Origin of the sequence: Calderihabitans maritimus, from assembly GCF_002207765.1 — a bacterium.
GTDB lineage: Bacteria > Bacillota > KKC1 > Calderihabitantales > Calderihabitantaceae > Calderihabitans > Calderihabitans maritimus.
Genome location: NZ_BDGJ01000126.1, coordinates 1 through 12,009, shown reverse-complemented (window position 1 = coordinate 12,009; position 12,009 = coordinate 1). Strand labels below are relative to the sequence as shown.

The 12,009-nt window shown below is 44.1% G+C and carries 10 protein-coding genes, 3 tRNA genes and 1 other annotated feature (1 of these 14 only partly in view); all 13 genes read right to left on the bottom strand.

Annotated features, from left to right (window positions below):
* Positions 1-133, bottom strand: a binding site (T-box leader); it reaches 107 nt to the left of the window's first position.
* Positions 134-232: 99 nt separating this feature from the next.
* The gene (gene splB, locus KKC1_RS10850) at positions 233-1,246 is read right to left on the bottom strand and encodes a spore photoproduct lyase (protein WP_088554478.1); all 1,014 of its coding nucleotides are present in this window, start codon (positions 1,244-1,246) and stop codon (positions 233-235) included.
* A gap of 74 nt (positions 1,247-1,320) precedes the next feature.
* On the bottom strand, positions 1,321-1,782 hold the full coding sequence (locus tag KKC1_RS10845; RefSeq protein WP_088554477.1) for a C-GCAxxG-C-C family protein: 462 nt from the start codon (positions 1,780-1,782) through the stop codon (positions 1,321-1,323).
* 29 nt (positions 1,783-1,811) lie between these two features.
* Positions 1,812-2,780: a methylmalonyl Co-A mutase-associated GTPase MeaB gene (gene meaB / locus KKC1_RS10840; protein ID WP_088554540.1), complete on the bottom strand. Its 969-nt coding sequence runs from the start codon at positions 2,778-2,780 to the stop codon at positions 1,812-1,814.
* A 103-nt stretch (positions 2,781-2,883) separates the two neighbouring features.
* Positions 2,884-3,306 carry a TIGR04086 family membrane protein gene (locus KKC1_RS10835; RefSeq protein WP_192868203.1) on the bottom strand — a complete coding sequence of 141 codons (423 nt, stop codon included), beginning with the start codon at positions 3,304-3,306 and terminating at the stop codon, positions 2,884-2,886.
* 120 nt (positions 3,307-3,426) lie between these two features.
* Positions 3,427-4,020: a ribosome biogenesis GTP-binding protein YihA/YsxC gene (gene yihA / locus KKC1_RS10830; RefSeq protein ID WP_088554475.1), complete on the bottom strand. Its 594-nt coding sequence runs from the start codon at positions 4,018-4,020 to the stop codon at positions 3,427-3,429.
* Positions 4,017-6,350, bottom strand: coding sequence for an endopeptidase La (gene lon / locus KKC1_RS10825; RefSeq protein WP_088554474.1), 2,334 nt, complete (start codon positions 6,348-6,350; stop codon positions 4,017-4,019). The genes yihA and lon overlap by 4 nt, the downstream gene beginning before the upstream one ends.
* 116 nt (positions 6,351-6,466) lie before the next feature.
* Positions 6,467-8,164, bottom strand: a complete 1,698-nt coding sequence (gene lonB / locus KKC1_RS10820) for an ATP-dependent protease LonB (RefSeq protein WP_088554473.1) — start codon at positions 8,162-8,164, stop codon at positions 6,467-6,469.
* 133 nt (positions 8,165-8,297) lie between these two features.
* The gene (gene clpX / locus KKC1_RS10815) at positions 8,298-9,554 is read right to left on the bottom strand and encodes an ATP-dependent Clp protease ATP-binding subunit ClpX (protein WP_088554472.1); all 1,257 of its coding nucleotides are present in this window, start codon (positions 9,552-9,554) and stop codon (positions 8,298-8,300) included.
* A 12-nt stretch (positions 9,555-9,566) separates the two neighbouring features.
* On the bottom strand, positions 9,567-10,172 hold the full coding sequence (gene clpP / locus KKC1_RS10810) for an ATP-dependent Clp endopeptidase proteolytic subunit ClpP (protein ID WP_088554471.1): 606 nt from the start codon (positions 10,170-10,172) through the stop codon (positions 9,567-9,569).
* 35 nt (positions 10,173-10,207) lie between these two features.
* Complete coding sequence (gene tig / locus KKC1_RS10805) at positions 10,208-11,497, bottom strand: trigger factor (protein ID WP_088554470.1); 1,290 nt, start codon at positions 11,495-11,497, stop codon at positions 10,208-10,210.
* A gap of 256 nt (positions 11,498-11,753) precedes the next feature.
* A tRNA-Gly gene (locus KKC1_RS10800) sits at positions 11,754-11,828 on the bottom strand.
* Position 11,829: 1 nt separating this feature from the next.
* A tRNA-Leu gene (locus tag KKC1_RS10795) sits at positions 11,830-11,914 on the bottom strand.
* Positions 11,915-11,928: 14 nt separating this feature from the next.
* Positions 11,929-12,004: transfer RNA gene (locus KKC1_RS10790), tRNA-Lys, on the bottom strand.
* Positions 12,005-12,009 lie beyond the last annotated feature (5 nt).

Below are 12,009 nucleotides of genomic sequence, written 5' to 3'. Positions count from 1 at the left end.
CTTACTGTACCTTTCAGCTTAACGACTCCGGGGCGACCTTCTCCTGGAACCATTTCCTGAGAAACCTCTCAGCCTACGAGTTTCTCTCTCTGTTGGGGGTATCCAGGATACTCCTCCCCTTCAACGCCTTAAATTTTAGGGACTTTATTACAATATCGTCAATTATTAATTTATTAAATATAATACTCTGCCCGTACTATTTCTGTCAACCTCATTGACATTTGTTGGCGAACTATACGAAGTAAAGTATCTTCGCTTTTGGAAAGACTCTAGTTATTTGACTTGAGAAATAATCTTTGAGTTCAGTCATGTCATCGTCCATATAAATATATTTTCCGTAGCCGAACTGCCCGAACTTAAACTTTCGCTTACTTTCATCTAAAGGCACTTCCGTTCTCGGGTATACCTGCCGGATTATAGTCTTGGCCCGGGGAGTAAAGCGGTGAGTAATGAGTTCAAACGTAAGCGAGGTATCTCTTGGCATATATTCCTTCAGCATTTCAAACAACTTTCCATATTCCTCGCGCCACCTATCAAAAATCATAATTGGTCCGATCAGAAACCCTGTAGGGTAGCCAGCTTCCATTACTTTTCTAGCCGCTTCAAGCCTTTCTCGATTGGAAGGAACTAACTTTTCAAACCGTTCGACTACATAATCACAATTTATACTGAATCTAATTTCAGTATGGCCTTTATGTTCTACCCCCAGCAGGCTGTCTATGTCAATAAATTTAGTTACAAAGCGAAACCGCGCCTCTTCAAAGCGGGCAAAGTACTCTATCGCCTTTTGAAGAGAACCGGTCCATCTTTCAACGGCTACAGGATCGGAAGTAGCAGCACCTTCAAAAAGGGTAAGTTCCGGTTTTCTCTCCTTAATGTATTGTTCAGCCCGGGCAAAAATTTCTTCCAAGTTCACATAGACCTTTATAAACGGTCTCCGCCCGAGATTTGTGTTCAAATAACAATATTCACATATTCCTGGGCAGCCGGAAACTAGGGGGAGTTGGTAATGAGCCGACGGCCTACACGTTTGAAATTCTCGCCTTCGCCAGACTGTAACAACCATAGTTTGTTTAGCAAAGAAAAAGTCTTTGGTAAAAGAACCACGAGATATAACAGGAACCTTTTTATCGAACAATCTTATCTGGATACCTTCTTTTTGCAAGCACTTCATCAATCTACTACCCATAGGATACTCAAGGGCTTGCCGGTTCATAAGGACCAATTTGGGAACAAAATAAAGCATGAGTTTTTCACCCCATGCTTTATTTTCTCCTAAACAATAAAAATACAAACCAGGATGCCTAAATTTATCAACCCTTAAGATAAGTGATTTTCAGTTGAAACGATTTGTTTTTCCAGCAGGAAAGCCATAAGCAGTTTACTGGTGTTTCCGGTTATCTTCAAGCAGTGGCGCAAATGCTCTTTAGTATCATATTCATAAGGGTTCAAAACCCGACAGCAGGTTTTCCCAAAATTTTCTTTAAACCGGTCATGAAACTCCCGGGATAATTCATAAATTGCATCCCGCCCCGCCATATCTGTAGAAGTCCGGCCTCTCAGCAATCCCAGTACCACAACCGAACCGGTGAGAGCTCCGCAACTGCAACCGGCATGGCCCAGCCCTCCGCCTAAACCAGAAGCCAGTTTCACCAGGTTAGCATCCAATTCAGGCATCAAGAGCTCCCTAAAGGTTAAAAAGATAGATTCGGCGCAATTATATCCCTCTCTGAAATAGTTTCCAGCTTTATTTCGGGCTTCCATAATTAGAGTTTCACTCATATTCTCTCGCCTCCCTGTCTTAAAACTTACTACACCGATCCTGTTAGCGAGGAAGTTCGTTGGGTAATTTCTCTTAATATCTTTCTGGAAGCAGCGTAAGGATCGACCTTTCTTTCAACTACCTGGCTGAGCAGGTCCTCAAACTCGCCGGCAACCTTGAAACGTTCGGTTATCAGTTTTTTCAATTCTTCCAAAACAATTTCTATTACTTCGGAACGCATACGGTTTTCCCTCAGTTCTCGCAATTTCCCGCTCTCCTCTAAGTACTTCCGGTGAGACTGAACCGCGTCATATAATTCTCTAATTCCTTTTCCGTAAAGGGAAATCACAGGTACTACCGGAGGCCGCCACTCAGGGTCATTATCTAAATCTAACATGGATTCCACTTCCGTAATGGTTCTCTGAGCTCCCTCCAGGTCGGCCTTGTTAACTACAAAGATATCGGCAATCTCCATTATGCCCGCCTTTAAAGTTTGAATAATATCTCCCGCTCCGGGAGTTAACACCACGATGGTAGTATCCGCCGCATTCATTATGTCGAGTTCCGATTGTCCCACTCCTACAGTTTCCACCAAAATGATGTCTTTTCCGGCCGCATCTAAAATCTTGATTGCTTCTTTGGTAGCCCGAGAAAGCCCTCCCAAACTTCCTCTAGTTCCCATACTGCGGATGAACACTCCATCGTCAAGCACATGAGACTGCATCCGGATGCGGTCTCCTAACAAAGCTCCTCCACTGAACGGGCTGGTGGGATCAACAGCTATTACCCCTACCGTTAAACCTCTTTTCCTCAACTCTCCTGTGAACTGGTCCACCAGCGAGCTCTTGCCTGCGCCGGGGGAGCCGGTAACACCAATAACATAAGCCTTCCCAGTGTAGGCATAAAGTTGTCCTAATAAACTCTCTTTACTCTCCGCTCCATTCTCTACCAAGGTAATTGCTTTAGCAATGGCCCGGCGATGACCTGCTAATACTTCTTCAACCAAGTTCACCAAAATTACACCACCTGTTATCAATCTTCTTCGTTAAAATATTCAATTAAAATTATTAATGATTTTACTTTCGCTGTAGAATTTAATTTTCCTTTTTTTCAGAAAAATTTTAATTATTATATTTACTTTTAACCGGACTAAATTTACTTTTATGTCGTGAAATTATCCGGAAATTGGCACCAATTATTCCTGCCGTACCGCTCAAAATGAGTACATAAACTAATCTCCATAAAATGCCTCTGAAGGATAGGATTTGGGGTATAAATATGGCGGTGACCAGTATTGATAAGAAAGCATATACCATCCCTACTCTACTGCCGTTTAAAAAACCATTACGGGCATCCTGCCACCCGGCCACCGTCCCTCCAGCTATCAGGCTAATAAAAGTTACCAGTTTCCAGTAATTCGCGACATAAACTAAACGACTGGAAGTTAAGAAAACGAAGATAACACTCAGCAAAATACCGACTACTAAAATAAGGAAGGTAATAGCGAACCCATATAAAACCGCACCGTAATTTCTCTTCCCCACCCTTTTACCCCTCCTCCGACTCAAATTCCTCTCTTTAACAAAATACGCCGGAAAAACTGAATTATTCCCGGCGTTACCAACCTGGTCAACCAACAGGAGAGAAAAGGGTGGTTATCGTAGTTAGTGGGGTAAACCGGCGTACTTTGCCAGTTCCCGCAATATTTCTTGCTTCCCCTGGCCGGTTTTGGCCGAAAAAGGTATTATTTTATCTTCTTCCTTAACCACAAGGATACGCCGAATTTGGGAGATATATTGAGGCCATTTCCCCTTGCTGATTTTGTCCGCTTTCGTAGCAACTATTAGAGTAGAGTAATTATAATGTTTAAGCCAGTGGTACATCTGCACGTCATCCTCCGTCGGTGGATGACGTATATCCACTATGTGCAACACCGCCCGTAAAACAGAACGGTTTTTTAGATAACTTTCGATGGTTCCGGCCCATTGTCGTTTCATTTGGTCCGAAACCCTGGCAAAACCGTACCCGGGTAGATCAACCAGAAAAAAGGCTCTATTAATACGGTAAAAATTAATGGTCCTCGTTCTTCCCGGATGCCGACTTACCCGGGCCAACCCGGTGCGGTTACATATTTTATTAATTAGCGATGATTTGCCAACGTTGGACCGGCCTACCAGGGCTATTTCCGGGAGTTCTTCCCGGGGAAGCTGTTCCCGTCGCATGGCCGAAGTAACAAATTCAGCCTGCTGTATCCTCATGCTTCCTCCTGCACCAAAGCTGTTGATAAAACTTCATCCATATGCTCTACCAGAACAAAGCGCAATTTCCTCCTGACATGCGGCGGAATTTCTTCCAACTGTTTCTCATTCTCACGGGGTAAGATAATAGTTTTAATTCCGGCCCGGTGAGCAGCCAGCACCTTCTCTTTGATTCCTCCTACCGGCAGTACCCTGCCTCGTAAGGTTATCTCACCCGTCATAGCCACATCTCTTCGAACCGGCCGGCCAGTCAGGGCGGAAGCCAACGCTGTAGCCATAGTAATTCCCGCCGAAGGTCCATCTTTAGGAATAGCTCCCTCGGGAACATGAATGTGAATATCGTATTTCTCATGAAAACCCTCTTCTATATTTAGGTCGCCAGCTTTGGAACGAATGTAGCTGAAACCAGCTTGAGCCGATTCTTTCATTACCTCCCCCAGTTTGCCGGTCAAAGTAAGACCACCTTTACCTTTCAGAATAGTAGCCTCCACACTGAGAACGTCGCCCCCGGTTTGGGTCCAGGCAAGTCCAGTAGCCACTCCTACTTCATTTTCCTTTTCTGCTGCTCCATAACGATAACGAGGTATACCCAAGAAACTTTCTAGGTTTTTCATGTTAACCGTAACCCGTTCTGTCTTCCCCGCCACAATGTCCCTAGCGGTCTTACGACAGATGGTAGCAATTTGTCTTTCTAGATTCCTTACTCCTGCTTCCCGAGTATATTCCCGTATTATCCTCCGGATAGCATTTTCCGACAGTTGCAGTTGTTTAGATTTTAGTCCATGTTCTTTAAGCTGTTTGGGCAATAAATAGTTTTGGGCTATTTTTACTTTTTCTTCCTCTGTGTACCCTGAGATATAAATTACTTCCATCCGGTCCAGTAGGGGACGGGGAATAGAATATTGAACATTGGCCGTTGTAATGAACAGTACTTTAGAAAGGTCGAAAGGCACCTCAATATAATGGTCACTAAAACTGCTATTTTGTTCCGGATCTAGTACTTCCAGTAGAGCCGCCGAGGGATCTCCGCGGAAATCCATACTCATTTTGTCAATCTCATCCAGCAGAAATACCGGATTCTTGGAACCTGCCTGCCGTATCCCCTGAATAATTCTTCCCGGCATTGCTCCCACGTAGGTACGGCGGTGACCCCGAATTTCTGCTTCGTCCCGCACCCCGCCCAAGGACATGCGGACAAATTTACGCTGCAAGGCTCGAGCAATAGATTTGGCCAAAGACGTTTTGCCCACTCCTGGAGGCCCTACAAAGCACAGAATAGGGCCTTTCATCTTCTTGGCAAGTTTCCTTATGGCCAGGTACTCCAGAATTCTATCTTTCACTTCCCGGAGCCCGTAGTGGTCTTCGTCTAAGATCTCTTCGGCAACGCCTATATCTAACCGGTCTCTGGTTTCTTTATTCCAAGGAAGAGCCAGTAACCAGTCAAGGTAATTTCTTACCACTGTAGCCTCAGCTACCATAGGTGGCATCTTTTCCAGTCGTTCAACTTCTTTCAGCGCCTTCTGCCGGATATCTTTCGGCAACTTTGCTTTTCTAATCCGTTCCCGCAGTTCCTCTCCTTCCGCAACCCTTTCGTCCTTTTCTCCTAACTCCTTTTGAATGGCCTTCAACTGTTCCCTCAAATAATATTCTTTCTGGGTTTTTTCCATCTGTTTACGTACCCGCATGTTGATTTTGCGTTCCAACTCGAGAATTTCCATTTCCTTACTCAATATGCGGGCTAAAAGCTCCAACCGTTCCTTGACATCAAGGGCTTCTAGCACTGCTTGTCTATCGGTAAGCTTTAAGGCTAGGTGAGAGGCAATAACATCAGCCAGACGCGCCGGTTCCTCAAGAGTAACTACCGAAACTACTGTCTCCGGCGGTATTTTCTTACTCACTTTAACATATTGTTCAAAGTGGTTCACCAAGTTCCGCATTAGAGCTTCTATCTCCGGAGTGATTTCCGTGTCTTCTACATGCTCTTCGACTTCCACTTTGATATAGGGATCATAAGCCAAATATTTTTTGATTCTAGCTCTCTTGACCCCTTCTACTAATACTCTGATAGTTCCACCGGGTAATTTTAGAAGTTGCTTGATCTCAGCTATAGTACCTATGCGGTAAATGTCCTCTTCAGTAGGCTCATCAGTCTGCGCCTCTTTTTGCATCACCAGGAATATCTGTCTATCTTCAATCATAGCCTGGTCAATAGCCTTAACTGAACGCTCCCGCCCTACATCCAGATGAATGACCATATACGGAAATACCAGAACCCCCCGCAGGGGTAACAAAGGAATCGTTCGTAGCGGCGACTCAGCCGTTCCTTTCATTCGTACACCTCCATCTATATCGCTCTTATATCAACTTGCCGCACGAGCTCACTTGCCCTCCATACTTTCTCCTTCACATGGAAGAAGAGCCCTTTTACAGGGCTCTTTTTATTTCATTATAGCCTTGAAGCAGTAAATAAGTCAACCTGACCGGAAAGTGTACCGGAGGCAACCTTTTTCTCTTTGGGTACCAAAGCATGTTTAATTGCTTTTTCTAAATTCTCTACTGGCATTACTTCGATGTCATTTAATTCACGAAAAATTTCCTGCCAGTTCTCTTGGGGAATGATTACTTTTTTCACACCCGCCAGCCGGGCGGCTTCTACTTTGGCCACTATACCTCCTACCGGTTTCACGTTACCCCGGATAGAAATTTCCCCGGTCATGGCTACTGTGTTGTCCACCGGAACATCGGTTATTGCCGAATAAATAGCAGTAGCTATGGCGACCCCTGCTGACGGACCGTCAATGGGAATACCGCCGGGGAAATTGATGTGAATATCATAATCCCTGGGGTCAACGTCGAAATGACGACGCAGTACTGTAATCACATTTTCTACCGATTCTTTGGCCATACTTTTCCGTCGCATCTTTCTGCCGCTACTACCACCCATTTCTTCTTCTTCTACCACACCAGTAACCACTACCTGCCCTCTTCCCTTGGCTACCGGTATTACCGAGGCTTCCAGTTCTACCAACGTACCCATGTTAGGGCCATAAACAGCTAGCCCGTTGACTAATCCAACCTGAGGTTGGCTGGGAATCTTTTTATCTGGCCTAGGCAAGTACTGGCCACTGTTAACAACCCACTCGATGTCTTCGGTGCTTATATAACTTCTACCTTGAGTCAGAGCTATCCCACCGGCAATTTGAACAATATTCACCGCCTCACGTCCGTTGGTAGCATATTTACTAATTACTTCTACACCTTTATCTTCGATGGAAAACTCCATCTTATCCGCCGCGTTACGGGCTATGATAGCAATCTCTTCCGGCCGCAGGGAGCGAAAAAACACTTCCATACACCGTGAGCGAATAGCCGGGGGTATCTCTTCCGGCATCCTGGTAGTTGCCCCTATTAACCGGAAATCAGCCGGTAGACCATTTTGAAAGATATCATGTATATGGTTGGGAATATTTGTATCTTCGGAGCTGTAATAAGCACTTTCCAGGATTACTTTCCGATCCTCTAAAACCTTAAGAAGTTTGTTTATTTGAATAGGATGAAGTTCTCCAATTTCATCTATGAACAATACTCCTCCGTGAGCTTTGGTCACGGCACCGGGCTTGGGTTGAGGAATTCCGGCCATACCTAAGGGACCGGCTCCCTGATAAATAGGGTCATGGACTGATCCGATCAATGGATCGGCAATACCCCTTTCGTCAAAACGTGCCGTGGCCCCGTCTATCTCCACAAACTTAGCATCTTCTCTAAAAGGTGATTTAGGATTCTTTTTCGCCTCCTCTAAGACCAAGCGGGCAGCTGCTGTCTTTCCTACCCCTGGTGGCCCGTAAATGATTACATGCTGAGGGTTAGGGCCGCAAAGGGCCGCCCGCAACACTTTAAGACCTTCATCCTGCCCGATAATTTCTTCAAACTTGGTCGGCCTGGTTTTTTCAGAAAGAGGTTCTGTAAGAGCAATCTTTCGCAGTTTCTGAAGTTTTTCCAACTCTTTTTTAGATTCTTTATCGACCGCTATTTTATTGACATGTTGAGTTTTAAGCAAATTCCAAAAATACAGGCCAATAACGATGGCGAAGAAAATCTGAACAAAACCAAGAAATCCCCCAATACCGGCAGCGTAATCTAACACGTAACCTGCCAACTCCTTTCACAGTTCCCGAAATCATCTTGTTATAGTATTACCTTGAAACGTTTTTCTATTCTATTGGGGGATATTTATTGAATTAATCAACAAAGAAAAAAACGACAGGTTGCCCTGTCATTTAAGCGGATTCTTCTTTTTTCTTCCGATCTACAGTTACTAACAGAGGTTCTTCTTTCTTCAATACTACATCTTTAGTTATGATACACTTGGTCACATCCCTACGGGATGGTAAGTCATACATTACATCAAGCATTATTTCCTCCATGATAGCCCTTAGTCCACGAGCTCCCGTATTACGCTTAATTGCTTCCTGAGCTATGGCCCGGAGAGCGTCCTCCTTGAATTCTAAAGTGACTCCGTCCAACTCAAACAGCTTACTGTACTGCTTGACCAGCGCATTGCGAGGTTCCGTCAAAATACGTACCAATGCATCCTCGTCCAGTGGGTTTAAAGTTACAATCACCGGCAGTCTACCTACAAATTCCGGTATTAAACCATACTTCAACAAGTCCTGGGGCAAGATATGCTTCAATACCTCTCCCAAGTTTTCATCCTTCTTGCTTCCAATTTCAGCTCCAAATCCCATGGACTTCTTACCAATACGATTTTGAATTATTTTATCTATTCCCTCGAATGCCCCACCGCATATGAATAAAATATTAGTAGTATCCAACTGGATAAACTCCTGATGAGGGTGCTTACGACCGCCCTGCGGGGGAACACTGGCTATGGTACCTTCCAGGATTTTTAATAAAGCCTGTTGTACCCCTTCTCCTGAAACATCCCGGGTAATAGATGGGTTCTCAGATTTGCGGGCGATTTTATCGATTTCATCGATGTAAACTATGCCCTTTTCTGCTTTTTCTATATCATAATCGGCAGCTTGAATAAGCTTCAAGAGAATGTTTTCTACGTCCTCTCCTACATACCCGGCTTCGGTAAGAGAAGTAGCATCTGCTATAGCGAAAGGAACATTTAAAATGCGCGCCAAGGTCTGGGCCAACAAGGTTTTACCACTACCGGTCGGTCCCAGCATGATAATGTTGCTCTTCTGCAGTTCCACGTCATCAATTTTCATGCCCATGTTTATTCTTTTATAATGATTGTAGACCGCAACCGATAGAGTCTTTTTAGCCTCTTCCTGGCCAATAACATATTGATCCAGAATTTCACGAATTTCTTTAGGCTTAGGAATATCTCCTATATCCAAACTGATGTCCTCGTTAAGTTCTTCCTCAATTATTTCATTACACAGTTCAATACACTCATCGCATATATACACGCCGGGGCCAGCTACCAGTTTCTTCACCTGATCCTGCAACTTTCCACAGAAAGAGCATTTCAACTGCCCTTTATCGTCAGTATATTTATACATGGTTTCACCCCACTATTTCTTATTTAAGGGAGCATCTCTCCGGGATATCACCTCATCAACCAGGCCGTATTCTTTTGCTTCTTCGGCCGACATAAAGAAGTCCCGGTCCGTATCTTTTTGGATTACTTCCAACGGTTTCCCAGTGATATCCGATAGAATCTTGTTCAGCGTATCCCGCACCCGTATAATTCGCTTAGCATGGATTTCAATGTCCACTGCCTGTCCTTGGGTGCCGCCAATAGGTTGGTGTATCATTATCTCGCTATGAGGTAAAGCGTATCGCTTTCCCTTAGTGCCTGCCGCCAGCAAGAACGCTCCCATACTTGCTGCCAGGCCTACACAAATAGTAGAAACATCGGGTTTAATGTACTGCATGGTATCAAATATAGCCATTCCTGCTGTAATAGATCCACCAGGACTGTTGATGTACAGGTGAATATCTTTTTCCGGATCTTCAGCTTCCAAGAAAAGCATTTGTGCAATAACCAAGTTAGCAATATGGTCGTCTATAGCACTGCCTATAAAGATAATGCGATCTTTCAGCAGACGGGAGTAAATATCATAGGCCCTTTCTCCGCGGTTAGTCTGCTCTACTACTATAGGAACTAAAGTACTCATCCTTGCCCACCTCTCTCTTATATCCTTCCCCGTTATCAGGCACTTTTAACACTGTTCACCAAGAAGTCCACGGTTTTTTTCAGAAGCAAATTGTACTTAAGGTCCTGCAAATTATCCTGAGCTGCTAAAGTCGCTTTAACAGCCTTGGGATCTTGTTTATAACTTTCTGCCAGCCGGGTAACAGCCTCGTCTACATCTTCTTCGGTAACCTCAATTTTTTCTGCCTTAGCAATGGCTTCCAATACCAAATCCGATTTAACTCTTTTTACAGCCTGATCACGGTATTTTTCCTGCAATTTTTCTAAGGTAAGATTGGACATCTCCAGGTACTTATCTAAAGTAAGTCCCTGGTATTTTAAATTTCGTTCAATTTCTTGAATTATACTTTCCAGCTGCCGCTTAATCAGTATTTCCGGTATTTCCACTTCTGCTGCTTCCACCGCTTTTTCGACTACCCTACGGCGGAACTCCTCTTCAGCTCTCTGCTCTGCCGTTGCTTTCAGTTTATTCCTAATATCGTTTTTTAATTCCTCCAAGGTCTCGAATTCACTTACATCTTTAGCAAACTCATCGTCGAGAGGACTCAACTCTTTCCTTTTAATTTCTTTCACCAAAACTTTAAAAACAGCTTCTTTGCCCGCCAAGTCTTTATTTGGATGATCGCTAGGGAAAGTAACGTTAATTTCCCTTTCTTCGTCAACTTTTGCTCCTACTAATTGCTCGGCAAACCCAGGGATAAAAAATCCCGTTCCTATTTCAAGCGTAAAATCTTCCCCTTGCCCCCCTTCAAACGGTTTGCCTTCAATAAAACCTTCAAAATCAATAGTTACTACATCACCCTCTTCTACCGCCCCGTCATTCACCGAGACCAGTTTAGCATAACGCTGCTGCATATTTTCCAGATAACGCTGTACATCTTCCTCTTCAATTTTTACCTCTTCTTTTTCAACTTCCAAACCTTTATACTGGCCTAGGCGAACTTCCGGTTTTACATCTACCTCAGCTTTAAAAATTAACGGCTTCCCCTCTTCAGCCTGAACTACCTCCAACCGAGGATAGTCAATAGGCTCTATCTGGGTTTCATTTACAGCTTCTGTATACGCCTGGGGAATAACTATCTCCAAAGCTTCCTGCAGGAGGGTTTCCTTTCCTACATAATTTTCTACCAAACGTCGGGGAGCCTTTCCTTTACGGAAACCGGGTATATTCACCTTTTTGACTACTTTACGATAAGCTTGCCACAAAGCTTTATCTAGTTCTTCCGGTTCGACTTCTACTTCCATTAAGGCGCGATTCTTCTCTATTTTTTCCAGCTTTGATTTCATTTATACTACCACCTCAATCCTTCGAATTTGTTTATTATATGTCCTAGTTTTCCCAGAAGTACCACTCCATTTTAACCTGGGACTGGAAGATAACTACTATTTCGCTAAAAACTCTTCTTTTCCTGCAAAATTATATATAAATACAGGTAAACCCCGGTTGGGGTTCAATTTATAACCAGGGTTGCCGAATAGACCTAATATGACCGAAGTCTTGTCTTGGCACTAATTCAGCAAAATAAATAAAAATTTAAAAAACTGGAGCGGAAGACGGGATTCGAACCCGCGACCCTCGCCTTGGCAAGGCGATGCTCTACCACTGAGCCACTTCCGCTTGGTGCGGGAGAAGGGACTTGAACCCCCACGGTTAAAACCGCCAGATCCTAAGTCTGGTGCGTCTGCCAGTTCCGCCACTCCCGCACAATAAAAATAAATGGTGAGCCATCCAGGACTCGAACCTGGGACACCCTGATTAAAAGTCAGGTGCTCTACCAACTGAGCTAATGGCTCACAAT

Coding starts and splice junctions, on each gene's coding strand:
- splB (WP_088554478.1), bottom strand. CDS start 1,246: ATGCTTTATTTTGTTCCCAAATTGGTCCTTATGAACCGGCAAGCCCTT.
- KKC1_RS10845 (WP_088554477.1), bottom strand. CDS start 1,782: ATGAGTGAAACTCTAATTATGGAAGCCCGAAATAAAGCTGGAAACTAT.
- yihA (WP_088554475.1), bottom strand. CDS start 4,020: ATGAGGATACAGCAGGCTGAATTTGTTACTTCGGCCATGCGACGGGAA.
- lon (WP_088554474.1), bottom strand. CDS start 6,350: ATGAAAGGAACGGCTGAGTCGCCGCTACGAACGATTCCTTTGTTACCC.
- clpX (WP_088554472.1), bottom strand. CDS start 9,554: ATGTATAAATATACTGACGATAAAGGGCAGTTGAAATGCTCTTTCTGT.
- clpP (WP_088554471.1), bottom strand. CDS start 10,172: ATGAGTACTTTAGTTCCTATAGTAGTAGAGCAGACTAACCGCGGAGAA.
- tig (WP_088554470.1), bottom strand. CDS start 11,497: ATGAAATCAAAGCTGGAAAAAATAGAGAAGAATCGCGCCTTAATGGAA.